Annotated in this window: 24 protein-coding genes and 4 pseudogenes; 14 read left to right on the plus strand and 14 right to left on the minus strand. The window is 68.6% G+C overall.

Annotated elements, in window-relative coordinates:
* Window positions 1-24: 24 nt before the first annotated feature.
* From ADK54_RS33545 to ADK54_RS33565, 8 genes are all read right to left on the minus strand, one after another.
* Complete coding sequence (locus ADK54_RS33545; protein ID WP_053729565.1) at window positions 25-279, minus strand: lasso peptide biosynthesis PqqD family chaperone; 255 nt, start codon at window positions 277-279, stop codon at window positions 25-27.
* The gene (locus ADK54_RS33550) at window positions 276-2,123 is read right to left on the minus strand and encodes a lasso peptide isopeptide bond-forming cyclase (RefSeq protein WP_053729566.1); all 1,848 of its coding nucleotides are present in this window, start codon (window positions 2,121-2,123) and stop codon (window positions 276-278) included. The genes ADK54_RS33545 and ADK54_RS33550 overlap by 4 nt, the downstream gene beginning before the upstream one ends.
* A 23-nt stretch (window positions 2,124-2,146) precedes the next feature.
* Window positions 2,147-2,257 (minus strand): keywimysin-related RiPP, encoded by a 111-nt coding sequence (locus tag ADK54_RS45280; RefSeq protein ID WP_107090681.1) that lies wholly within the window; start codon window positions 2,255-2,257, stop codon window positions 2,147-2,149.
* A gap of 1,295 nt (window positions 2,258-3,552) precedes the next feature.
* Complete coding sequence (locus tag ADK54_RS33555; RefSeq protein ID WP_267887057.1) at window positions 3,553-4,062, minus strand: DUF6415 family natural product biosynthesis protein; 510 nt, start codon at window positions 4,060-4,062, stop codon at window positions 3,553-3,555.
* A gap of 251 nt (window positions 4,063-4,313) precedes the next feature.
* A complete protein-coding gene (locus ADK54_RS33560; protein WP_053729568.1) occupies window positions 4,314-4,718 on the minus strand; it encodes a YunG family protein in 405 nt (134 codons plus the stop codon).
* Window positions 4,719-4,842: 124 nt separating this feature from the next.
* A complete protein-coding gene (locus tag ADK54_RS45285) occupies window positions 4,843-4,983 on the minus strand; it encodes a SapB/AmfS family lanthipeptide (RefSeq protein ID WP_107090682.1) in 141 nt (46 codons plus the stop codon).
* Window positions 4,984-5,268: 285 nt separating this feature from the next.
* Window positions 5,269-5,436, minus strand: a complete 168-nt coding sequence (locus ADK54_RS46410; protein WP_159047971.1) for a hypothetical protein — start codon at window positions 5,434-5,436, stop codon at window positions 5,269-5,271.
* 176 nt (window positions 5,437-5,612) lie between these two features.
* Window positions 5,613-5,990, minus strand: coding sequence for a hypothetical protein (locus ADK54_RS33565; RefSeq protein WP_030216423.1), 378 nt, complete (start codon window positions 5,988-5,990; stop codon window positions 5,613-5,615).
* 68 nt (window positions 5,991-6,058) lie between these two features.
* Between ADK54_RS33565 and ADK54_RS33570 the strand changes: the two genes are divergently transcribed.
* Window positions 6,059-6,406 (plus strand): helicase associated domain-containing protein, encoded by a 348-nt coding sequence (locus tag ADK54_RS33570; RefSeq protein WP_053729569.1) that lies wholly within the window; start codon window positions 6,059-6,061, stop codon window positions 6,404-6,406.
* Window positions 6,407-6,608: 202 nt separating this feature from the next.
* Here the strand turns inward: ADK54_RS33570 and ADK54_RS33575 are convergent, their stop codons facing one another.
* Complete coding sequence (locus ADK54_RS33575) at window positions 6,609-6,893, minus strand: hypothetical protein (RefSeq protein ID WP_053729570.1); 285 nt, start codon at window positions 6,891-6,893, stop codon at window positions 6,609-6,611.
* Window positions 6,894-8,012: 1,119 nt separating this feature from the next.
* Between ADK54_RS33575 and ADK54_RS33580 the strand changes: the two genes are divergently transcribed.
* The 6 genes and pseudogenes from ADK54_RS33580 to ADK54_RS33605 all read left to right on the plus strand — a co-directional run bounded on the left by ADK54_RS33580 (window position 8,013) and on the right by ADK54_RS33605 (window position 12,652).
* Complete coding sequence (locus ADK54_RS33580; RefSeq protein WP_053729571.1) at window positions 8,013-8,306, plus strand: hypothetical protein; 294 nt, start codon at window positions 8,013-8,015, stop codon at window positions 8,304-8,306.
* 430 nt (window positions 8,307-8,736) lie between these two features.
* Window positions 8,737-9,006, plus strand: coding sequence for an HU family DNA-binding protein (locus ADK54_RS33585; protein WP_053729583.1), 270 nt, complete (start codon window positions 8,737-8,739; stop codon window positions 9,004-9,006).
* Window positions 9,007-9,211: 205 nt separating this feature from the next.
* Entirely contained in the window at window positions 9,212-9,529 is a 318-nt protein-coding gene (locus ADK54_RS33590; RefSeq protein WP_159047972.1) for a hypothetical protein, read from the plus strand.
* A gap of 729 nt (window positions 9,530-10,258) precedes the next feature.
* Complete coding sequence (locus ADK54_RS33595; RefSeq protein ID WP_053729584.1) at window positions 10,259-11,452, plus strand: serine hydrolase domain-containing protein; 1,194 nt, start codon at window positions 10,259-10,261, stop codon at window positions 11,450-11,452.
* Between the two features lie 28 nt (window positions 11,453-11,480).
* Window positions 11,481-11,864, plus strand: a pseudogene (locus ADK54_RS33600) (transposase); the annotation flags it as partial.
* Window positions 11,865-12,226: 362 nt separating this feature from the next.
* Window positions 12,227-12,652: a hypothetical protein gene (locus tag ADK54_RS33605; protein WP_234392309.1), complete on the plus strand. Its 426-nt coding sequence runs from the start codon at window positions 12,227-12,229 to the stop codon at window positions 12,650-12,652.
* Between the two features lie 500 nt (window positions 12,653-13,152).
* Here ADK54_RS33605 and ADK54_RS33610 read toward each other — a convergent pair whose 3' ends face one another.
* A complete protein-coding gene (locus ADK54_RS33610; RefSeq protein ID WP_053729573.1) occupies window positions 13,153-13,908 on the minus strand; it encodes an SDR family NAD(P)-dependent oxidoreductase in 756 nt (251 codons plus the stop codon).
* Between the two features lie 127 nt (window positions 13,909-14,035).
* Between ADK54_RS33610 and ADK54_RS33615 the strand changes: the two genes are divergently transcribed.
* The 4 genes and pseudogenes from ADK54_RS33615 to ADK54_RS33625 all read left to right on the plus strand — a co-directional run bounded on the left by ADK54_RS33615 (window position 14,036) and on the right by ADK54_RS33625 (window position 16,204).
* Entirely contained in the window at window positions 14,036-14,470 is a 435-nt protein-coding gene (locus tag ADK54_RS33615) for an Rrf2 family transcriptional regulator (RefSeq protein WP_053729574.1), read from the plus strand.
* Window positions 14,471-14,884: 414 nt separating this feature from the next.
* Window positions 14,885-15,019, plus strand: coding sequence for a hypothetical protein (locus ADK54_RS48390; protein WP_267887058.1), 135 nt, complete (start codon window positions 14,885-14,887; stop codon window positions 15,017-15,019).
* 134 nt (window positions 15,020-15,153) lie between these two features.
* The gene (locus tag ADK54_RS33620; protein WP_053729575.1) at window positions 15,154-15,522 is read left to right on the plus strand and encodes a hypothetical protein; all 369 of its coding nucleotides are present in this window, start codon (window positions 15,154-15,156) and stop codon (window positions 15,520-15,522) included.
* A pseudogene (locus ADK54_RS33625) lies at window positions 15,519-16,204 on the plus strand (nucleotidyl transferase AbiEii/AbiGii toxin family protein). The gene ADK54_RS33620 and the pseudogene ADK54_RS33625 overlap by 4 nt, the downstream one beginning before the upstream one ends.
* Window positions 16,205-16,338: 134 nt before the next feature.
* On the opposite strand, the gene ADK54_RS48955 reads toward ADK54_RS33625, so the two are convergent.
* Window positions 16,339-16,818, minus strand: a complete 480-nt coding sequence (locus ADK54_RS48955; RefSeq protein WP_420717451.1) for an integrase core domain-containing protein — start codon at window positions 16,816-16,818, stop codon at window positions 16,339-16,341.
* A gap of 1,268 nt (window positions 16,819-18,086) precedes the next feature.
* Between ADK54_RS48955 and ADK54_RS33635 the strand changes: the two genes are divergently transcribed.
* The 3 genes from ADK54_RS33635 to ADK54_RS33645 are packed head-to-tail and all read left to right on the plus strand — an operon-like array spanning window position 18,087 to window position 21,029.
* On the plus strand, window positions 18,087-18,869 hold the full coding sequence (locus tag ADK54_RS33635) for a 2OG-Fe(II) oxygenase (protein ID WP_053729576.1): 783 nt from the start codon (window positions 18,087-18,089) through the stop codon (window positions 18,867-18,869).
* A gap of 6 nt (window positions 18,870-18,875) precedes the next feature.
* Window positions 18,876-19,586, plus strand: a complete 711-nt coding sequence (locus ADK54_RS33640) for a tRNA-dependent cyclodipeptide synthase (RefSeq protein WP_053729577.1) — start codon at window positions 18,876-18,878, stop codon at window positions 19,584-19,586.
* A 39-nt stretch (window positions 19,587-19,625) separates the two neighbouring features.
* Window positions 19,626-21,029 (plus strand): MFS transporter, encoded by a 1,404-nt coding sequence (locus ADK54_RS33645; protein WP_234392310.1) that lies wholly within the window; start codon window positions 19,626-19,628, stop codon window positions 21,027-21,029.
* A 439-nt stretch (window positions 21,030-21,468) separates the two neighbouring features.
* Here the strand turns inward: ADK54_RS33645 and ADK54_RS33650 are convergent.
* The 3 genes and pseudogenes from ADK54_RS33650 to ADK54_RS33655 all read right to left on the minus strand — a co-directional run bounded on the left by ADK54_RS33650 (window position 21,469) and on the right by ADK54_RS33655 (window position 23,173).
* Window positions 21,469-22,001 (minus strand): annotated as a pseudogene (locus ADK54_RS33650) (CbrC family protein).
* 104 nt (window positions 22,002-22,105) lie between these two features.
* Window positions 22,106-22,261 (minus strand): annotated as a pseudogene (locus ADK54_RS45295) (ISKra4 family transposase); the annotation flags it as partial.
* Between the two features lie 90 nt (window positions 22,262-22,351).
* Window positions 22,352-23,173, minus strand: coding sequence for a hypothetical protein (locus ADK54_RS33655; protein WP_234392312.1), 822 nt, complete (start codon window positions 23,171-23,173; stop codon window positions 22,352-22,354).
* Window positions 23,174-23,424 lie beyond the last annotated feature (251 nt).

Consider the following 23,424-nt stretch of genomic DNA (forward strand, 5'->3'; position numbering starts at 1 on the left):
CGATGAGTGGCTCGCTGCGCCCGTTCATGCGGCCAGCCCCGAGGCCCGCAGTTGCTCGGTCAGCGCGACGACGTCCCGCGCGGCCTGCGAGCGGTCGATGTCGAACTCGGCCATGAGCGCGTCGACCGCGTCCTCCTCGTCGCCGCCCTCCAGCAGCGTGCGGACGACGAGCGTGCCGGTGGGGTTGAGCTCCCAGTACTCTCCGTTGCGCTGGTCGAGCAGGACGGTTCCGTAGGTGGTCTCGGTGGTGCAGATGTCGGCGCTGAGTCGCACTGTCATGTGCCGTGCCCCTTTCTCCGCGTCAGGCTCCGTAGCCAGACCTCGCAGGCGATGGTGGAGTAGAGGATCGCGTCCTGCAGCCCGGGCGTTGCCGGGCGGCGGGCCAGGGCGCGCAGGACCTCTGCGTCGACCAGGCCCATGCGGGCCAGGTGGGAGTCGTCCCACAGGGCGAGCAGGTCGCCGCGGTGCTCCCGCAGCCCGTTGGAGGCGTCCATCGAGGCGTGGGCCTTGTTGGCGCGGAGCAGGCACTCGTCGGGGACGATGCCGCGCATGGCCGTGGTGAGCAGCGGTTTGTAGGCCCACGGGGTGACTCGTTCGCGGGGCCGGACGGCGAGGGACGCCTCGATGACCCGGTCGTCGAAGAACGGCGAGGCCATGGGCACACCCGCGCGGGCGGCCATACCGTCCCACAGGCGGACGACGCGGGTGCAGTCGCGGATGGCCTCCAGATCGGTGTGCAGGCCGCGGTCGGGATGCAGCGGCCGCGCGGTTGCCGCCGTCTCGGTCATGGCTTCGCGGACGAGCCCTTCGGCCTCGGGAGTGACCCAGTCGAACAGGCGGGGCGGAGCCGACCAGCCCAGGGCCCCGGTGACGGTGAGGGGGAAGGGGTCGCGCAGGTGCGCGGCGGCGTCGGCGAGCCACCTGCCGTACGGCCGGGAGTCGGCCAGGGTCCTGGCCATGCCCGGCAGGGGCCAGTCGAAGAGGACCTTGAAGCCGCGCAGCTGGCGCAGGGCGAACAGCGGGCGGCGGCGCAGCAGTTGATGGTAGTAGGCTTCGGAGCACCAGGCGATGTGGTCGCCGCCGATGCCGGTCAGATGCAGCCGGCTGCCGCGTTCCTTGAGGCCGGGCAGGTGGTGAAGGACGCGGGCCCGGTCCATGACGCCGATGGTCGGCTCGTCCATGGGGTCGTCGATGTCTAGCAGGTCGGTGTAGACGAGCGGGGAGTCGTCGGCGTCCCACACGACGTGCTCGACGTCGGGCAGGTGGTCCGCGGCCCTCTTGGCCCATTCCAGGTCGTCGTCGGCCGGGTCGCGACCGGGCCAGGTGCTGGCGAGCACGCGGGCCGGGGAGCGGTCGGCCAGGAAGCACACCGAGGTGGAGTCCAGGCCGCCGGAGAGGTCGCAGCTGACCACGCCGCCCTGCCGGGTGCGGGCGTCCACGGCTTCGGCGAGCGCCTGCCGCACCAGGGGGGCGCCGACGGCGAGGGGCTGCACCGGCTCGGGCGGTGTCCACCAGCGGGAGGTGCGCACGGTGCGCCCGTCGGACGCGAGGTGGAGCGCCTCGCCCGGGGGCACGGCGGTCACGCCCTGCCAGAGGGACGTCTCGTGCAGGGGGTGGGGAACGGGCCACAGCAGGCGGATGGCCAGTTCACGGGGGTCGGGATCGGCGCCGGTGGCCGAGGCCAGCAGGTCGGCGGCGGTGGCGGCCAGGGTGACTCCCGCAACGTTCGCGTGGAAGACCAGCCGCAGGCCGGAGGCGGTGCCCTGGATCCTCACCCGGCCGTCCAGCGAGGCCACCAGGTGAAAGCTGCCGGGCAGGGCGCGGGCCAGTGTGTCGAGTCCGGCGAGGTCGTCCAGCCGCTCGGCGTGGCGCCGCAGGACATCCGGGTCCACGGGACAGCAGCCCACTACGGCGAGCGCGGCCCGACGCGTGGTGGCGGTGACGCATTCGTCATCGGTCCAGCTGCCGGTGATCCATGGCCTGCCGGAGGGGTGGTCGACTGTCCGGACATCAGGATGGCGAGGGAGGCGGCGGGCCGCGGCAGACGCGCCCCCGCAGTCCGGAAGGACCGCGAAGTACGCGCCGCCACAGCCCGTGCCCGCATAGTCATGCGATGAGGGCATGGCCTGAGATCAGTCGCCCGGCCTCAGTTCTTGCTGAGGATGAGGCGGTCGTTGCCGTTCGTCCTGAGCAGGCCGGTCTTTGTCCGGAAGCCGCCGCGGCGGACCAGAGTGGGGGCCTCGTACGTCTTCTTCATGACGTCTCCTCCGGGGAAGAAAAGAAAGGAAAACCAGCCCCGCATGAGGCCCAACTCGCGCCTGGTGCAGGGTGGTTCACCGCTTGCGAAGAACGTAGCAACGCACCCCCCAGGTATGACAATACGTACATATTCGCATCTATATGTTCGATCGCACATTTATGCATAGATGCTCAGTTTGGGCGCCCCGGGCTGGAGGCCGGCGTGCGCCGACGTTGTATCCCCACAGCCCCGCGCCCATAGGGACGGTGTCCGGCGCATGGCCCTCTATCTCTTCGGCCCCGCGGCCGGACCGGACGCCGTACACCGCAACACGCGACGGGTCCCGGCCGAAGCCGGGACCCGTCGCCCACGCGAAACCGGGGGGGCTCGGTTCACAACACGCGTCGCCCCGGACAACGCCGCAGCACCCGTAAAGGTCACCCCCAGCCCCAGACCGGAAGCAGGCCAGTTCACGCCGTAGCAGTGCGCCCCCAGACCGTCCTAACTCAACACAGGAAACAGCGCGTCCGCACCGAACCTCACGGAACACGCGTCTCCTTGCACCCTCCCCCCGAGGGGGGCTGCACCACCTGTTCGGTGAGCGGCCGGAACCGCACCTGCACCGACAACGCAGACCCGGTCCTTCGTCCTTGCTGCGTGCCCCAACCCGGATGACACCCGCACACCCGCCGTTGCCGGCCACCCCTGCGGACATGAGAGGAGCGATCGCCGCAGTCCCGCAGCAGCGGTAACACACCCCGAAGCGGGGCGGGAGAGCCCCTCGTCGTTCCCCGGCCGCGGCCCCCGGGGGCTGAGGGTGTGATCACGGCCCGCCAGCGAGAGACTCCCCCCTTGCCCCTCTCTAACACCGCACACCCGCGGGCGGGAGGGGCCGCACGGGGACCACTTCGGGACCGGACGGCCCCACCACAGACGCCGTACGGCCTTTGCCGCAGCAGAGATGACGTCCCCCGGGCCCGCGCCGCAGGGCGCTGGGACACCCGGAAGGAACGCCCCGGGCGCAGTCGGTGACGCCGTGGGCCCGTGGACACCACAGCATGTGACAGGGTGCCGCGTGGGCCCACCGGCAGGGCTCCCCTGAGACCGAGGGAGCACACTCCTCAACGGACGCCAGGGGCACGGGACTTCCTCCCTGGCCAACGCAACGCCCGCAGGCCGACGCGTCCTCCGTCGTCGCCTGCCCACGAGACGCCCGCCACACCGACCCAACCGGGAGACCTGAAGGCCGCGCCCTTGCCAAACGGCCCAGGAATCAGACGAACGCCGAGCCGAGGCTCTACGGCACGGCCAGATCAGGGCTCGTGCGGACCGCTGCCCCGCCCCGCCCCGGTCTCACCCAGCCCGGCCCGGCTTCCGGTTCCGGCAGGCCGACTGCCGAGATCGGCCAGACAACGCACCAGCAGCAGACCCAGCTTCGCCATCTGCTGCGTCCGCGCCACCGTACGGGGCAGCACCGCAGACGGCGCCAGAACCAGAAGACGCTGCGCTGCGGCCGCCCCCGCCAGAAGCTGGGAGCGCAGCTCATCATCCCCGGGCAGCAGCGCCGCTGCCGCCTCCGCCGCGGCGGACAGCCGGGTCAGATGACGGCACATACAGCTCAGGATTTCCTCGGCCTGGTCCAGGCGCTCCACCGGGCCAGCCTCGCCGAGCAGGCCGCGGCAGTCCTCGGCGATACTCCAGTACTCGCCCGGCCCAGGCCCCCGGCCCGACACACCCACCCAGCACCCCCCGCCCGATCCGACAGGCCCCCGGGGACAACTCCCGCGCCCAAAGAGACAGATACCCACAGAATACGCCCACATGTCCCCCTTCGATTGCGGTGAGCCGCTCAACGCCCATGCGCTGCCGGTCAGATCAGAAGATGCGCCGGGACCGGCTGAGCCGTGTCCAGCTCGTGCAGCTCGCCGGCGGCACGGTTCACCTCGCCCACTCTCCGCACCCGGCCCGGGCAACGACGGTGGCGCCGCCCTGGCCTGCCGCTCGGCGCTCGGCCCGGTTCACGCTCGTCGCGGACGTGGTGGGGGCCAGGCTCAGGCCCGCCTCCCGGTCCCGGTCAGGGGGCCGGCAGCGGCCCCAGCCAGGTCTCCACCCGTGCCCGCAGCAGCCGGTACTCCTCCCAGCGACGCGGCAGCCGCCCCGGCGGCCGCTCGACGACCTTGCCTTCGGTGACGGTCTGTCCGTCCCGGAACTGCTCCAGCGTCAGATCCAGTTCAACGCCCGACGGCAGACGGTTCCACCAGTGGAAGCCCTGCTGCGCACCATCGCGGGCGCGGACTCCACCAAGCATCAGGACACCGCCGAACAGGTCGCGGACGACCAGGGCCGTAATGTCGCAGTGCCCCCAGGCCGGGTTTCCCGGGCGCCACGGCGCCCGCTCCACATCATCGGGCGAGCAGGTGTCAGCAGCCCAACTGGCACGCAGCGCCCGCTCAATGTCACTCAGCGTCCACGGCTTCATGCATGCCAGCATCCCACCCGCCACCCGCATCCAGGTCAGCGCCTGTGAGGGCGCGGGCCGCAGACGGAGAAGCCTCGGCCGGTTGTTTCCCGGCCGGGGCTTCCGCGTGAGTTCCACCGCCGCGCTACTCCGGCTCGTCGAAGCAGAAGATCACGGTCACCATGCTCGGGCAGAGCAGGATGCTGCCGGCGCTCTTCGCCGCCAGCCCAAGGCTGGCAGGGGGTTCGGGGCGTACCGGCAGCTGCTGCAGGTCCAGGAGCACCACGTGGTCCTCCTCCGTCCAGGGTGGGGTCAATCGCGAGACGCGGCACGAAGCACCGCCGGGGCCACCGAACGGCAGCCGCAGATACCCCCGTGCTGGGGAGTGTAGGAAGCAGCCGTCGTTGGGAACAGCGGCGTCCCGGCCACGGACCAGATCCGCCTCCCGGCGGGGGCCTACTGGCAGTCTGGCGCTACTGCGAAGGATCGCTGTGCCCCCCATCCCTCCCCGCCGCCCCGACCACAATCGATGACGCACGCAAGGGTGCCCCGTGCGGCGCCGGCCGACGTCCTACGTGTCGCCGACCGAGCCGCCGTTCAACTCCCTGGGCATACGGGGCAGAATGCCGCTGGACCATCTACGACGCGGATGCAGTGCCCGGTCGGCCTTCGCGGTGTCCACTTCGAGCACACCCTCGCCGTCCGCCATCTCGCCCAGGCAGACATCGCACCCGGCCACCAGGCGTCGTTCATGAGGCTCCGTTCTCTGGTGCTGCCGGGACCCTACCCGGCTGCGAACCGGCACATCGGCCCTGGAAAGGTGAACTACCCCTGCACGACGCCGAGACCGCGAACCGCAGCCCCGGAGTGCCGAAAGGGACAAGTTCACGAGGAGGAGAGCAACAGAAGGATGACTCAGGAGGCGGACGGCTCGATCTCCCCCGCGAAGACGATGACCTGGTCGATGAGGCTCCGTCGCAGATGGACGACGTCCGTTCCCGCCAGGCGGGGGCCTCCATCCGGCGTGGTGAAGACCCACTGGTACCGGGCCCATTCGTCAGGCATGTCCACCGCTGAGCAGCGCACCATCGTGCCGGTCCCTGCCGGGTGGCGCCGGATGTCCAGCACGAACCGCTCGACCGCCGCGATTCCTTCGCTGCGGCCCAACGGTCCCCAGAAGACCACGTCTGAGGTCAGGGCCTGGGAGAGCAGGGCAGTCACATAGCTGTCGTCCGAGGCGTTGAACGCGGAGATGAACGTGTCGATCGCGGAGCGTGCCGTCTCTTCCTGCATGCCCCAGTAATACCAGCCGTTGCGCGTGCGCTCGTCCCGCGAGCCGCCTTCCGATCACGGTGGACCATGTGCAATCCGCCGTACCGGCGCCCAAGGCCCCGCCGTCCGGCGGCGCGAAGACGGGGGCGGGGCGCGGCGGGGAGGCGTTCACGCGGGGCCTGGCGGCGCTCGCGCAGTACGTCGAGCGTGAGCAGCGCACCGTCATTCCACGGCAGCACACCGAACGCATCGTCGTCGACGGCCAGGACCACGACGTACGGCTCGGGGTATGGGTCTCCAACCAGACAACCCGGCGCGACAAACTGAACGACGAGCAGCTCGCCGAACTCGGCATGGGTTGGGCGGGGGAAGCGTGGCGAACAGGCCGGGAAGTGTCGTTGCACCCGACGGAGACACATCAGGGTCCCGAGGCCTGAGCAGCCCCGGGACCCTGGTGCACTCGCAACCCCCTCGGCGTAACAGGCAAACTGCCCAAACTGCCCAGTCCCTACCGTGGGCGGCGGCGCGACCACTCGCGAAACGCCTGTCCGGCCCGCCGTGGAGAGTTACCCGGCCCTCGATCGCTGCGGTTTCGGCCGCAGCCCCCCGAAATGTGCGCGCCGAGCTCTAGGGTTTTCTCTACTGGCCTTCGCCGTCCGGGCCGTGGTCCCCGTGGTCCCCATCGTGGTCCTGACCGTAGCTGACACCGGCACCGTTCTCCGGCGCGAACACCGGAGCGCCACCCCGGCCGTGCTCCGGGCCGCCGTCCCAGCCGCCACCGCCGTTGTTGGCCACAGCGTTGGCCTGCGAGGAAGCCACCGCAGTGACCCCGCCGTCGTGGGCGAAGCTGACGCCGGCACCGAGGATGGACAGCCCCGCGACCGCTGCGGCTACCGCCGCAGCCCGCTGAAACTTACGCATCATTCGACTCTTCCCTGTCTAGGTGTGAAGCCCTGACCGGACTACCAAACATGAGCATAAACACACAGAATGTAGCCATTTGGGATTTTGGGGCTTTCTGCGCGCCGTGCCCGCTTACGGCGAGGCATCCCCCGGGCCTTCTCAACTTGGCCGTGCTGGGGCGCAGTCGGGTTGGTCGAGGCCGCGGTCAGCTCCGAGGGCGCGTCGTGTCCAGGAGGTCCGGACAGACCGGCGCTCCGCTTCCAGGCGGTGAATCGGCGGGCCATTTCGGTCAGGCAGTCACGGGCGGCGAGTACGTGACGGCGCGGCGGGAAGCGGGGTGAGAACCGGCTGAACGCGGCGAGGAATCCTCGGCGGCACCGATGGGGCGGAAGCCTTCATCGCCCGTCCTTGCTGCCTGGTGGGCCGGAGCCACATGGGAATAGCGTGCTGGTTGGCGCCTGGCTCGGCAACCAGCGATGTCAAGAGGTAGAACACGCGGGATATTTCCTTACAACTCCGCCGGTGGGAGTTCTCGGCCCGGGGGTTGGCCCAAGAACGTGATGAAGGCGGTACTCGACAGCAGGAAACGATCCGGGCTTGCGGGGGGCCACCGACGGCTTCAAGGTGCGGTGGGCGCGTCGTAGCCGCAGGACCTGCCAGTGACGATCCCCCGCGGAAGCAAGGCAGCCGCCTTTGGGCCCGATTCGATATGCCAGCAGGGGAAATTACCCCACCAACGGCCACATATTTCATTCGGACCGCGACAGAAAATTCACTTGCAGTGAACTCCGGGTAAAACTCTGCACGTTTAATACCCAGGACATCAGCCGACCACACCGCGGCCTGCCGGGCCAGCGCTATGACCGAATCATGTTCCGGCGCCATGAGGAATGATCTCGTGCACCAGACTTCGTTCCCGACGCGTGCACATACGCACCAGGAAACCGTCCGATCCAGCTCCGACGAGTTCAACCTCAGCACTCATGGGGCAGGGTATGGGCCCGCCGCAATCGACCAAGGCAGTGAGGATTCCCCGCATTCGGCGCGCCGCCAGGCGCTTGAGGGATACGTCGTATTACCCCTGTAGCCACACGAACGATCTGTCGCAGATCGCGTCCACTTCGCTCCACCGGAGATGACATGCACAAGCTTCGCAAGGCCGCCGTGCTGGTCGCTGCCCTCGGCAGCCTCGGAATGCTGGCCGCCGGCACAGCCCAGGCACACGACGGAGGCCACGGGAAGAGCGGCGACCGCTTCAACATCGGGCAGAGCACCACCTGCAGGTCGCACGACCTGAACCTCGACATCCTCGGCCAGGTCGGCATCCTCAACGGCCTGCTGGGCAACGGCCTCAACGGCGAGGGCAACCCGGGCTCGCAGCAGACCTCCCTGGGCTCCAGCATGGGCTGCAACAACAGCGCCTTCAGCAAGTAACAGTCACCACCTGTTTCGGTGGCCCGGCCACAGGCCGGGGCACCGAAACAGGTGACCCCCGGAGTGACTCCGAGGTGAAAACACCACAGCCGGCCGTCAGGCTGCGGGACGGCGGCGGTGATCGCTGTGCGCTGTTCGCTGCACGGTGTTGCCCAGGCACGGGCCGCATAGGAGGTGTTCACCGCGCCGCCAGACCCGGACGGCCTTGCCGAGTTCCCCGATCACGCCGTTGACCTGGCGAGCCGGGTTAAGGGCATCGCCCCTCTTGCTGGATCTGCGTCTGACCGGCTCCTGCATTCCCGATCAGTCACAGCGACCCGCTCCGCTGTACGACGATCCGCCGCGGCTCTTGTCAGCGGTACCTGCCAGCATCGGCGTCGCAGAACTCACTCACGCCCACCGCGGGTGCGAAGAGTACGGGAGTGTGAACATGAACCGCAGTGGCGTGGTAGCCACGTTGGCCGACCGCGCCGAGGTGACCCGCAAGGACGCCGACGCCGTGCTGGCCGCTCTCGCCGAGACCGTCGCCAAGGGCGACGAGAAGGTCACCATCCCCGGCTTCCTGACCTTCGAGCGCACCCACCGCGCCGCGCGTACCGCTCGTCACCCGCAGGCCGGCGACCCGATCAACATCCCCGCCGGCTACAGCGTGAAGGTCTCCGCGGGCTCGAAGCTCAAGGAAGCCGCCAAGGGAAACTAGGCAGCCGTCGCGACCCCCGAAGGGCAGCCCGACCTGGTCGCCGATGACCTGACAGCGCGGGCATGGGAGCGTCGTCTCAGTGCCGTGGTCGTCCCGCAAGTGATCGTGCCGGTCTGCCCCCTCCTCCCGCGGGTTGGTCCCTGCGTTCCTCCACCAGGCAGGCGACAGCTTCCACCTCACGTGGCCGCACGCAAGCAAGTACCACGTGGCCGTCGAGGAGTTCCACGACATCACGGCGGCCCGGGGCCAAGCCGCGTGCTTCGGCCCGTACGACCACGGCAGCCGCCCCATCGCCGTAGGTATCAGCAACGGCTGCACGCCCGGAGACCTCGTCTTCGCCGCGGTGGAAAGCAACAGCGGACCCGCCCCCCACCTCACCTCCGGGTGGCAACGGCTGCCCCAACTCCAACTGTCCTCCTACCGGCTGACCGTCGCCTCCCACCGCGCCACCCACTCCGACGACTGCAGCCGCACCGGCACGAGCAACGCCCAGTGGGAAACAGCCCTGGTCAGCCTCCGATAGCCCTCTGGGGCACGACTCAGCACGTCATCAGCTTCCGAAGGCGGTGGACCGGCCTGGCGACCATTCGCGCGCTGCGTCCAGTGTGAGCAGCCGATCGTGGTTCCGCGTCAGCACAGGGTGCGGCGCGACGGGTTGCCCGAGCAGCTCACGCAACCGAGCGGATCGTCGTGGACGGCCGGACTCAGGAAGCAGGTGCCCAATGCCCAACCAGAGCTTGCCGAGCTCGGCGTGGACGGGGGGCCTTCACGAAGAGCCGGGACCGGGTACGCCCTTCGATCGGGCGGACTACACCCCCTGACAGCACGGCAGTTGGCGATCCGGTGGGACACCGCCGACACCTCACTCCAGGAGAATCTCGCGGCGGCGCGCGCACTTCCCGGAGGCCGGGACGCTGGCCGCACCGCGGCACGCCACCGCGCTCGACAAGCCGGTGGGTGCAGTGGCCTGACCACCATCCGGCGCCCCAGCGGACTGGAGAAAGACCGGTACGCGCTGAGCGGCGAGCCAAGGAACTCGCCGCGATCGATGAGGACTGGAAGCCTGCGGCGTCCGCGCGGGACGGTGAACCCCGGGGCCCCTGGGGCTGTCCCCACCCCCGATCCGGGCGGTCGCCCCATCGCGCTGCCCCGTATGTCCCGGACAGCATGGTGGCGGCGCAGGATGACGCGTCATCCCGAGTACGACGCGCGGCGCCGAACCATGACGGCACTCACCTCCGAGGACGCACACATGACCCGATACCGACGCGCGTTGGGCGGCCTGCTCGCACTGGTCGCGGTGGCCGGCGGCACAGCCTGCGCGCGCGGCGACGACACTTCGGCGTGGCAGAACGCCGCGCACGCCACCACCGACGACGCCGCTGCCGACCACCCCCAGCTCCGCGTGCTCCTGCACCGGCTGACCACGAAGGACGGCGGTCCCGGTGCGCTCGTCGCACTGGGGAGCCGACCCGGCGGCGCGGTGCTGACCAGCGGCGTCGCGGACGTGAAGACCCACGCGCCGATGCGCGGGGACAGCCGGTTCCGGATCGGCAGCATGACCAAGCCTTTCGTGGCGACCGTGATCCTCCAACTGGTGGGCGAGGGCCGCGTCGTCCTCGACGCACCGGTGGAGCGCTACCTGCCCGGCGTCGTCCGCGGCCACGGAAACGACGGACGCAGGATTACGATCCGTCAGCTCCTCCAGCACACCAGCGGCATCCCCGACTACTTGGACTACCTCAAGCCGGAGGACGTCCTCAACAACCCACTCGCGCACTACGACACCCGCGACCTCGTGAAGCTCGCGCTCGCCCACCCTCCGGCCTTCGAGCCCGGCACCGACTGGCGCTACTCCAACACGGGATACCTGCTGGCCGGCATGCTCATCGAGCAGGTGACCGGCCACCCGTACGGCGACGAGATCCGCCGACGTGTCATCGAACCGCTCGGCCTGCGTCAGACGTCCGTCCCGGACGACGCCCCGGAGATCCGCGGGCCGCACCCGCGCGGCTACGCCCGGCCGGCCAAGGATGCGCCACTCAAGGACATCACCGCACTCAACCCCACGCTCGCGGGCCCGAGCGGCTCCATGATCTCCAGCGGTGCCGACTTCAACCGCTTCCTGGACGCACTCCTGCGCGGCAAGCTGCTTGCCCCGGCCCAGCTCCACGAAATGATGCGGACCCGTCCGACCGGCGACCCGGGCGGCGGGGCCTACGGCCTCGGCCTGGAGAGCCACCCGCTGCCCTGCGGCGGCCTCGCCTGGGGGCACGACGGCGGCATCCCCGGCTACCAGACCACGGGCGCCGGCACGGCCGACGGCAGGCAGGCCACAGCCATGGTGAACCTCTACCCGGGCACCACGGACGCCCAGAACGACGACCTGACATCCGCCGTCGAGACGGCACTCTGCGAGAGCCGCACTTCGAGCCCGCCGCTCTAGCAACTTGCCCCTGAAGAAGTCCGGAGCTGTCGCGGATGTGGGCATGCTGCGGGCGGAGCCGGGTGTGTTCGGGCCGGTGGCTTCCGACCCGACGGTCTCCCGCCTGATCGATGCCCTGGCCGCGGCCGGGCCGAGAGCCCTTGAAACGATCACGACGGCGCGGGCCGAAGTCCTCAGGCGGGTATGGACGTTGGCCGGGGCGGCGGCGCCCGATGCCGACGGACACGTGGTCGTGGACATCGACGGGGTGCTCGTGCTGGCCCGCTCCGAGAAGCAGGACGCCGCTGCGACCTGGAAGAAGAGGTTCGGGCATGATCCGCTGATGGCCTTCGTCGACCACGGAGCGGGCGGCACCGGCGAGCCGGTGGCGGGCCTGCTGCGGCACGGGAATGCGGGCAGCAACACCGCCGCGGGATCCGGACTGCCGCAGGCCAGTACTCCAGTCCAGCACACCGCACTGACACTCGGGGCCGGTACAGCGATCCTCAACTCGCCTTCGGGCAACCGGTGGCGACTGTTCACGCAACTACCGAGGGGCGATCCTCGGCCTTGATCTGGTGAGCCGCAGACATCGGTGCGGCAGGGTCTTCGGTGATCGTAAACTGGGCTATGAGCGGAGAGAGTTCGTGGAGACACGGATGTGGGCGGCGCTGGTCGGCTCGGTGAAGAGCGCGTACACGGCAGGCCTCGGCCAGGGGGCAGTGCCACGCCCGGTTTATCATGCCGCTGGTACGCGGCGAGCTCGTCGGCCTGATCTGAATCCGCCCGATCAAGGTGGGCGAGGACGCACTCAACGGGATCGCGGAACTCTCGAACGTCGCCGCGGCCGCGAGCGCGGACGAGGTCGTCCTGGCGCGGGAGGCCCATGACATGGCGACCGCCTGTGAGCTGCCGGTCGTCGGCCCGGCGCCGTGCCTGAACATGGTGCGCGCCACCACGGCCGGGCACGAGCTGCACCGGTTCCCGTACGACGAGGAGCTCCTGGCTCGCAGCCCTGAGGGTTGGGCATCGGTGGCTCCCGACTGGAAGCTGGACCCACCGCCGCAGCCCGGCGGCGAGCTGGTGCCGCCCATCCAGGTCGCGGTGAACTCCGCCTTCACCCCGCTCGAGCTCAACCACCTGGAACCGTTCGGTGTCACGGTCGTCCTGATGGAAGAGCAGGGCTACAGCGTCCGGCTGACCGAAGCGTCCGCCCGCTGATCGGCTGTCGTGATGGCCCGGAGTCTGGATGATGCTGCACCCGACCGGGTATGGGCGGCTGACGAGCAGTTCCCCGTCGTGAGCGACAACAGCGGCAACTCGGTGCTGGCTGCGCGAGACCAACTCGCCCGACGGTGCTGGCTGAATCGTATCGAGCGCGGCGCCCAGGCGTTCGCCGTCCTCTCCCTGGTGGCCGTCGTCAGCCGAAGACCGGTGATCAACGCTCTCACCTGTGCGGATGATTTATCGGCACCCTCAATAGGGATTGGGTGGTGTCGTTTGACGTTGCCGGCGGTCGTGATGACGTGCAGCGTGGTGCCCTTGCCCAGATCAGCTGGTGCTTGCTGTCCGTATTCCGCCGGTCGACCGGCGACGGACCGGTCGCGGCTCCTCCTCTTTCGCGCGCACGTGGGAGCGGTCCGCGCACCCGCGGGTCGTTGGCGGTCGGTGCGCGCCCCGAAGGCGCGATGTCCTTCGGGGCGCGCCGCAGGGGTTCCGGTTCAGGCGTTGTAGCCACCGTGGGCGTCTAGCACCGCGCCCGTGACGTACGACGCGGCGGGGCTCGCCAGAAAGGCGATCGCCGCGGCGATTTCTTCGGGGTGACCCATGCGTTGCAAAGACAGCGAGCCGACCAGGGCCTTGAGGGTCTCGGGGTCCGGCCCTTCCATGCCGCCCTCCATGAGTCCGGCCTCCACGACGTTGGCCGTGATGTTGCGGGGCCCGAGGTCCCGTGCGACCCCCATGGTGTACCTCTCGATGCCTGACTTGGTCGCCGAGTAGTCGGCAAGGCCCGGGGCGCCGACCCGGGAGCCCAGTCCGGAACTCACGGTGATGATGCGGCCGCCCGCGCGCAGTACCCGGGAGGCGGCCCGGATGACGGCGATCACGCCGAGGTAGTTGGTGGCGTGCATCCGGTCCAGTGCGGCGGTGTCGGCGTCCGGGTCGTCCACCGTGCGGCCCTGCTCCACCGAGATCGCCGCGTTGTTGACGAGGATGTCCAGGCCCCCGAAGTGCGCGACCACGTCGTTGATCAGCGCCGGCGCCCGGCTCATGTCCGCCTGGTCGGACTGGAAAGCGACAGCCTTCGCTCCCTTGCCGTGCACCTCGTCGACGACAGCCTGCGCCTGCTTCTGGGAGCTGACATAGGTGAAGGCGACGTCGGCGCCTTGCTCGGCCAGCAGTCGTACGGTCGCGGCGCCCAGTCCGCGCGACCCGCCGGTGACCAGGGCGACCTTGCCCGTGAGTGGCTTGCTCATTCTTCTCACCTCGTTGATTGACCCTTCCCGACGGTTGCAACAATAATTGTTACGACAGCTTGTCGCAACCTTCGCTGTTACGACTGCGCCGTCGTAACATAAAGCGTTGCGGCCGAGAAGAGGGTTCATGAGTGCGAACAGCAGGTTGACCATTGCCGCCCACGCGCTGGCCTGGATCGGCCTCTACCAGCGCCAGGGCCATGAGGTCGCCACCTCCGAGCAGATCGCGACCAGCGCGAACACCAACCCCGTGGTGATCAGGCGGCTGCTCGGCGAGCTGCGCAGGGCCGGGCTCGTGGAGTCCCGGCGGGGCGTGGGTGCGGGCTGGTCGCTGGCGCGCGAACTGGGGTCGATGACCTTGCTCGACGTGTACGAGGCAGTGGAACCCGGCCCGCTGTTCGCGATGCACCGCACCACCCCGGACCAGGGATGTGTGGTGGGTTACGGCATCCAGCCGGCGATGCAGGGCATCTACGAGGGCATCGAGAAGACCCTGAGACACGAGCTGGCCCGCGTCACACTCGAGAACGTACTCCAGGACGTACTCGCGGCACCTCGCTAGCCTCCCCGTTACGCTCTGACATCACCAAGATCCCCATCCATACCTAGGCCAGTGAACAGCTCGGCAACCAGTCACGCCAAAGACCTTGCAGTAGTCAGACCGTGTCCTGCGAGCTTGTCCTCGCCGGCGGATGGACGGCTGTGGTCTTCGGGGTCCTGGTGCCGCGGCTGCTGCTGTACCTGCGGAGCTCGCCTGGCTAGGCCTGATCAACGAGCACACCTGGTTCGGCCCTGAGGCCCGCACCGGCACGCCAGCCTGGGTGGAGGCCGGCCGCTGCCTGCGCCTGTACCCGCACAACCGCGCCCTGGCCCTGCTCGCGCCGCGACCTGGCTGCCGTACGGCGACCTGCACCACTACGCCCGCTCCGCTCACCCGGCAATCCGCCGGAACTATCTGCCCGCCCTCGAACGGCACTTGGCTGAGCCGCACTTCACGCCCGGCGCGCTGCTGCTCGGTTCCGGCTCGGTGGCCCGCCGCCACCTACACGCCCTCGCCGCCACCTCCGCGCCGCACCCGGCCTACAGGACCGCCGCCGCTCCCCGGCGCTGAACGGGTGTCCCGGTCACCGGTGCGGCGGCTTCGGTCCGCCTCCGCCCGCCGGTCCCCGCCCCGGTCCCACCGCGTGGGGCATCCAGTTCGGTGTCCGGGGTGACCGGCGCGGTCCAGCTGGCGATAATCGGGGCATGGCTGTCACGTCCTCCCGTTTCCCGGTGCCCAATGCCGGCGAGATCCTGCGCGGCCGCTATATCCGGCGGCTGCCCGCCCGGCTGGAGGACCTGCAAGGTCCCGCGCACGGCATGGTCGACCTGCCGCTGCACGTGGTCTGGTCGGGCCGGCGCTCCTTCGATGTGGACGCCCTGCGCCCGCGGATGGGCCTGTACCGGACCGTCCTCGCCGAGGGACAGCAGCAGGACGTGGTCAACTTCCTGAACCGGGACCTGCTCATCGCCCAGTGGCCGGTGCTGCGGACCCTGATCAGCCGCCTGGTCCGTGACGTGTGGGAGGACGCCTTCCCCGAGCTGACCACCACCCGGACCGCGACCGCTGCATGAACCTGAACGACCTGCACCGCCGCCTGCTGGCCGACCTGCTCGACATCGGCACCCCCTACCCTCTGGTCGTCACCGGCGGCTACGCCGTCCAAGCCCACGGTCTCGTCGAACGCCTGAGCCAGGACCTCGATGTCGCCACGGAGAATCCCGCCCCCATGGACGAGATCATCCACACGGTCAGCGCGGGCCTCACCGAACGCGGCTGGGCCGTACGGCAGATCGAAACCGACCCGCTGTCGGGCCGGCTCATCGTCAGCGACCCGAACACCGGCGAGGAGTGCGAGGTCGACGTCCTCAAAGAAGCCTTCTGGGCGCCGCCCGCCACCACCGAGTACGGCCCGGTCCTCTCGACGACGTGATCGGGACCAAAGTCCGGGCCCTGGCCGACCGAAGCGCCGTCCACGACCTCATCGACGTCCACGCCGCCTCCCGGCAGCACACCACCGCCGACCTCGAAACCCTCGGCCGCCGCCACGCCCGCACCGAGTTCAACCTCCACGAACTGCGCGACCACCTCGCCGGCGCCGAATGGTGGGACGACCAGGCCTTCTACGACTACGGCCTCACCCCGAGCCAACTCGCAGACCTGCGCACCCGGGCCAACGCCTGGGCAACCGACCTCGACACCCGCCTGCACACCGAAGACGGCATCGACCTCGACTTCGGCTTCGACGACGAATAGGTCGGCATAGAGCCCTGCCTGTTCTGAAGAATCACACGCCAGCACCAGCGCACCGTCGCCCCTGCCGAAAACCTCATCCGCCCCGCTCAGGCCGCATGTTTGTACTCGTGGAGGAGGCCGCCGAGTCGGTCGGTTCACATACGTCGAGGTGAGCGATTTGATTCAGGCCTGTCGATTGGCTCGGCATGGGCGAAGAGAAGGCGGGCGGTCGTAATGCCCTGGTGGGGCCTGTGGTCGTTGTAGAACTCCTCGAACTGGCGTAGCGCGTGCAGGAGGTGGCGCTGGTCCCAGATGAGCGTGCGGTCCAACAGCTCCCGGCGGCAGGTCTGCACCCAGTGCTCCATAAGGGAGTTCATACGCGGCATGCAGATCCCGCTGAGCACGACCTGGATCCCCGCGTCGACGGGGACGGTGTCGAACAGTTCGGGAAACTTCCCGTCCCGGTCACGGACTATGCAGCGCGCCCGGCAGCCAGCGTCCTCAAGGACCATGACGAGGTTCTTCGCGGCCTGCGCTACCCAGGACGCGGTCGGATGCGCGGTGGCGCCGAGGATCCGGATGCGACAGTTGGCGTGCTCGATGACGGCGAATACGTGAAGCCGCGCTCCGGTCACGGGTGACCGTTTCGAGGAAGTCGCAGGCCAACAGGGCGTCGGCCTGGGAGCGCAAGAAGTCGGCCCACGTGTTGGAGCTCCGTTCGGGCGCGGGGTCGATCCCGGCCTCCTTGAGGATCTCCCCCACCGTGGAAGCGGCCACGTTGATCCCGAGCACGGGCAATTCGCTGTGCACCCTCCGTAGCCCCGCGTGGGATTCTCTCGAGTCAGGCGTAGCACCAGGACGCGGATGGCGTGCACGGTGCGTGGGCGGCCAGAGCGCTTCGGCCGGGAACAGGACGCGTGGTGACGAGCGGCCAGGCTGCGGTGCCATCGCAGCACCGTGTCGGGGTGCACAAGCAACCGCAGTCGACGCAGGCATCGCGCGGAAGCGGGTGCAGCAATGCCGTAAGGAACGCCCGATCGCTCGGCCCGAACCGCGGCCTGTCCCCGCCCAGTTGCCGCTCCAGCACCGTAATCCGATGACGCAGCGCCAGGATTTCCACGTGCTTGCCCCGGTCACTTATGGGCAGCAAGCGCAGCACGGCAAACGCGTTCGTCACACCCAGGTAGGCCAGTCGCAGCAGCACGATCGATCGTGTTCCCGCAGTTCTCGGCACACGCGCCAGAGCGCCATCTCCAGCGACCACCACCAAGATCCCATACGCCGTGCACGGCGCTTCCCACCAGGGCGGACGAGGTTTTCGGCAAGGGCAGTCGCCGCCTCGGTAGAGGGGCGTGGCGGTGTCTGGAGTTGACGCCGGTACGCGGCTGCCGCGTCCAAGGCAGTGCTGCAGCCGTAGCGATGCCGGCGGTGCCACATTGACCGTTCAGGTCGAACGCAAGTGAACCGTCACAAGGAGGCATCCGGGTCCACCGGCTGACGAACCCGCGCCGACGAACGACGCGCACCGGCACACCGCCCGACGCCGCCCACGCCGACCCCGGCGCGGGCGGCGTCGGCATTTCAGGCGGCCTGATGAAGGCGGGCGTCGGCGGGCGTCGGCGGCCGCACGGGCCGCGTGCCGAAGAAGCAAGGCTCGATTCAGGGCAGCTCCAGTCCCGGCCCGCGCCTTCGCGCCGTGCACACGCTTTCCCCACATGCGCACCATCCATATGGAGCGCAGCAATGGAATCCCGGCCACAAGGGATCGTTCCGGCCACCCTTCTTTGCGCCGACATTAACTGTCCGCGATCACGGTTGACACGATGGAACCAAACCGTGTGTAGTTGCCACGGAAGGTCAGAAAAAGAAGGCCTTTCTTTTTCCGGCTACCTACGAGGCAGGCATGACAACCATCAGGCGCACCACGGCCGAGGCGCTCTCCCACGAGGACTTACAGGCCCTCGTCGAGGGCACGGCACTGGCCGTACACATACCGGGGTTCATCCATCCGGAAGCCTTGGCTTCGGCTCGGAAGAAACTCTTTGACCACCCAGACCGCGGCGGACTGAGCCAGGACACCGCGTTCCAGCGCATCGGCTTCGCCTATTCCGAGATCAGCGATTTCGCCTCGCGCGACCATTATCACGCGGAGGCGCGCGCCAACATCCAGCGCATGCGAGATATTTTCTCTCCTTACGCATCGCCGAGCGATGTTCTTCGACTGCTTGTTGAAGAAACCTGGAAAACGGGCGCGAATCTCCTGCACGTCGAGGAACGCAAGGCCTTCATCGGCATCTGCCGCTACCAGGACAAGGATGTGGACCTCAATCCCCACACAGATGCTCTGGAGCGCAACCTGCCCGCCGACCACTCCGTCGAACTCACGGCGCAGCTCTCGGCCAATATCTACGTCAACATTCCGCAGACCGGCGGTGAACTGGAGCTGTGGGGCACCGAGCCGGGCGAGGAGGCCTACAACGACCTCAAGGGAGAACGGGTCTGGGGCCTGGAGCGCGACCAGCTCGGCCCACCGCTGGAGGTCATCAAGCCCGCCCCTGGTGACCTGTTGTTCCTCAACCCACGCCAGATCCATGCGGTACGCCCTTCCGGCGACGAGCCCCGCATCACCCTGGGGCACTTCCTCGGCTACTACGGCGCCGATCGCCCGCTTGAGCTCTGGAGCTGACGCTGCATGGACAACTACGTCATCGACGGCCGGACCAAGGCCAATTTCGGCGAGGCAGCCAAATCGCTCACCCTTGCCGGAACGCGGGCCGTATTACTGGTCAGCGTGGGCCAGCGCTACCACGAAGGCGACAAGCTCCGGGCCACCGTGGAACTCGTCAACCGCAGTGGATTCCGGGAGTTGACCATCGCGGTCGCCGACACACTGCAACGATCCAACTACCTGGAAGTGTCGCCCGCAGATGCCTACGCGCGCGCACTGGACCAGGGCGACGAATGGATTGAGCGCAATGAAAAGATCCTCGGAGAACTGACCGTACCCAATCAAGTACTGCGCTGGGACGAGGCCCTGAACGATCCCTCATACGGAGAATTCCGTCAGCGCATCGAAGACGCCTATGCGCACGACCCGCAATACAAGAGCGCGGTAGACGCCACCATTGCAAAGTTCATCGACCGCCTCACGTCCCGCGATCCGGGCGCGGAAACGGAGCAAGCTTTCAAAGGATGCCTGGAATACCTCGTCGAGGAATGCCCCATCATCATGCCGATGTGGGCGCATCAAGGCTACGACTACATTATCTATCCACAGCCGATGACAGCCGCCATGGCCGAGACCCAACGGATTTTCGTCACCGATGAATACCCGGGCAAGGGCGGCTGGCTGTCCTTGAGATTCAAGAAGCGGGCTGCCACCTCCGAGCAGTCGGCAGCCTGAAGAACAACACCATCAATCCGGTACAGAGGACACGACACTGTGACGCCATCAACGACGCCCTCGACGGCGAAGACGGCACCGCCGAAGGCCACTCCGCCCGACCGCAAGTGGTGGGCCTTCGCCGGGGTCGGTCTGATCAGCTTTCTCGGCTGCATCGACCTGACGATCGTCAACACCGCGGCCCCCGAGATCCAGTCCGACCTCGGCGCCTCGGTGACCGATCTGCAGCTGATCGTCAACATCTTCATCGTCGCCCTGTCGATGTTCATGGTGACCATGGGCCGCCTCGCCGACACGTACGGCCGACGTCGTGTCCTCTATGCCGGTGCCGTCGTCTTCGGCCTGGCCTCGCTCGGTGCGGGCCTGGCCGACAGCATCGGATGGCTGATCGCCTTCCGGTTCCTGCAGGGCGCCGCCGGGGCGATCCTGTACACCTCGACCGGCGCCATCGTGCAGAACGCATTCCCGGAGTCCCAGCGCGGCCGGGCCATCGGCGCGCTGTACAGCGTGAACGGTGTCGGCCTCGCCATCGGCCCGCTCCTCGGCGGCGTGATCGTCTCCGCACTGGGCTGGCACTGGGTGTTCTGGATCAACGTCCCGCTGGTCGCCGTCGCGCTGGCCCTGTGCTCGTTCAGCGTCCGGGAGTCCCGCAACGAGCAGAGTACGACGGGCGTCGACTGGCCGGGCCTCGTCCTGCTCAGCCTCGGCATCCCGGCGATCGTGCTCGCCTTCACGCTGGGCGACAACTGGGGCTGGACCAGCGCCCGTACGCTGCTCCTGCTCGCCTTCGCGCTGGTGGCACTCGTCGCCTTCTACCTCGTGGAACGCCGGGTCGCCGACCCCATCATCAGCTTCCGGCTGTTCCGCCACCCCGCCTTCCTCACCGCCCTCGTCTCCGACTTCGCGCTGGCGTGCTTCTACACCACGGTGCTGTTCCTGCTGCCGCTGTACCTGCACGACGTCCGCGATTTCGGCGGGTACGCGACCGGGGCGCTGCTCCTGCCGTGCACCGCCGTCATGGCGGCCCTCTCCCCCTTCGTCGGCCGCCTGACCGACCGCCACGGTCCGAGGAGGCTACTCGCCGTGGGTTTCACCGCGTTCGTCGTCTCGGCGCTCCTGCTGACCCGGCTGACCGCGGACACCTCGCTGAAGTTCCTGTCCGTGGCCCTGGTGGCGATGGGCATCGGCTGGGCCTGCGTCCTCGGCCCGGCCACGGTCTCCGCGCTGTCCTCGGTACCTGAGCGGCAGGCCGGCCTTGCCATGGGCTCCTCGTGGACCTTCCACAACCTCGGTGGCGCGATCGGCCTGGCTGCCGGCATCGTCCTGTACCGCACGCACGGCGAAGGCACCTCGGGTACGCAGGCCGCGATGTGGATGGTGGCGGGCACCTCGCTCGCGGCGCTGGCCGCGCTTGGGCTGTTGCGGCGGCGCACCTCACAGTGACCCACCCCCGAGAGCCGGTGGCTGCATTCACCGGCTCTCCGGGTGGGGAGCGACTCCGACGTCTGTTGAGCGGCCCCGGCAAGTTGACTTCGAGTGGCCTCAGTTGGGGAGGGTCGCGCGGTCGTATTGAGAGGTGGTATTGGGTTGAAGTGGCCCCACGCTGACTCTGGCGGTGAGAGGGTTTCTGTGACCTCCAGCAGGGGCGGCGCTTGGGATGCCTTACGTCCAAGTAGGAACTGTTTGATCTGATTCGGCGGGACAGCTGGCAACAGCGGTTGCCGGTTCGGGCTCTGTCCGAGAAGTACAGCGTCCATCGCCGTCTCGTGCGCCAGGCACTGTCCTCGCCGGTGCCCGTTCCGCGTCGGCGGCCGGTCCGGACCGGGTGCGGATCCCTTGAAGGGATGATCGGTTCACTCGCGGGCTGCCGGGCCGGTGGCAGTTACGAGGCGTCGGCGTAGGCGAGGTGGGTGCCGCAGACGGTGCAGCAGAAGACCATCGCGGTGGCGCCCTCGCCAAGATGGGTGAGGAACTGATCGAGTTGGGCTGCGTCGTGCCAGCCGCCCATGCGTAGATCTTGCCGGAGCTGGTCGAGGGCTTCGGGGTGGGCTGCCAGTTCGCCGTAGCCGACCTCGCCGGCGAAGGCGGCCGCGTCGTGGCAGCGGACGAGCCAGTGCGGATCCTGCCAGGCGTGGAAGCCGGGCGTGCGGCGGGTGACCTCGTGCAGGATCTCCTCGCTGACGCCGTCGAGTCCGTAGGAGTCCATGAACTCGCCGGCGAACCGTTCAGCCGCGCTGCCGTCGGCGATGCACCACGGGCAGAAGCGTCCGCTTACCTCTTGAGCGGTGCAGAAGGTCGCGGTGTAGACCACCCTGTGGCGCGGTTGCAGCAGACACATGTCTCGGCGCTCTCGCGGATGGACCCGCTGGTGAGCGGATCTGGGTGATAGCGGAAGGTGGGAAGTTCGGGGCTCACCGGTGCAGTGTGTTCGCCAGGCCGCCCCGCGATCAAGCAGTTAGAGGCGAATTCCTCCTGGTCGGGTGCCGGATAGAGGCGCTGGTGCTCACGTGTGGTGTGGTGTGGTGACGCCAGTAGGAATCGAAGTCTCCGTTATCGATCAACGTGCGGAGCCTGAGGACGGCTTCGGCGCCTGCAAGGCCCCAGCGGGCGCCGGTGATGTCCAGGCGGTCACCGATCAGGTGCCGGCAGGCGCCCTCGATCGCGCCGGTGTCGATCCGGCTGTGGCTCCGGCGATGATCCGCTGGGCAGTTCTTCCCGGTCTGGAGACTCCCGGGATCCATGGAGAGGTCGGTGATCGGGCGAGGTCAGGGTTTCCAGGGGAGGCGGAGGGCTTCGAGGCCGGGGTTGTTGAGGAGGGCTTCGATCAACGGGGCGGTGCCCGCGACCTTGGTGCCGTGGAGGTCGAAGTGAGTGAAGGTGACCCAAGTTCGGTCAGCGGGCCAGATATTGGAGGGGCTGTATGCCATCAGGTCGGGATGGTGGTAGAGGCTGTGGGCGTCGCCCAGGCGGCCGGTGAGCACCGTGGGGACGTGGTAGTAGAACATGTTTCGGCAGAAGTGGACCAGGCAGCGAGTGTCAGGGCCGTCCGGGCTGTGCTCAATGAGTAGGTCGATCAGCTGGTGCCAGGTTTCCCAGTCGAGGCTGCCTTCGTTCGACCACAGGATGTTGTCCGGCCGTCTGTGGTCCTTGGAGCGCCATGAGCGCAGTTGGTATCGGTCGGGATAGGCGCCTTCCTCGACGATCGCGTCGCCGATGCGTTCGGCCAGCTCGGACCAGCGCAGGCGCTGCCAGTCAGGCCCGGGATGCGTGGCCCAGTCCGTTTCATCGTCGCCGTCGTTGGCGCCTTCCGTGCCGATCGCAGCGTCTGTGCTGGTCGGGGTGGCCGGGCGTCGCGGGTCCTCGTACATGGCGTGCAGGATCCAGGCACTGTCAGGGCGAGCCGGTGGCTCGAAGCCAAGAAGGCCGTCGTCACCGGACAGTACGGCCAGCCAGCGCGTTTCGGTCTCGGCGGGAACGCGTGCCCAGTTGGCGAATGACGCAACCTCCTCGGGCGTCAGGACCCGCGCAGCCCTCTCGGCCTTGTCCGCCGCGAGGAGGCTCCGCAGTGCCGGAGGCACCTCGTCCATGTCGGGAAGGCCGTAGATGTCTTGCATCTGGCCATTCTCTCAAGCCGCGGGACCCGCCCGGCGACGCTGCCGGTGAGCCGGCAGATCGTGCCTGGCGGCGGCATCTGCTGGTCACGGACGTCAGGGTGTCGAAGCCACCTATCGGACAGGCCCTAGTGCTGTGACCGCATAGGTTCACCGGGTTGCTGCGTGCCTGTCGAGGGCGGCTCAGCGATCGGCATCGGAGAGTGGTCCGGCCTTGGTGACAACTC

It is taken from the genome of Streptomyces sp. WM6378 (assembly GCF_001279695.1).
Lineage (GTDB): Bacteria > Actinomycetota > Actinomycetes > Streptomycetales > Streptomycetaceae > Streptomyces.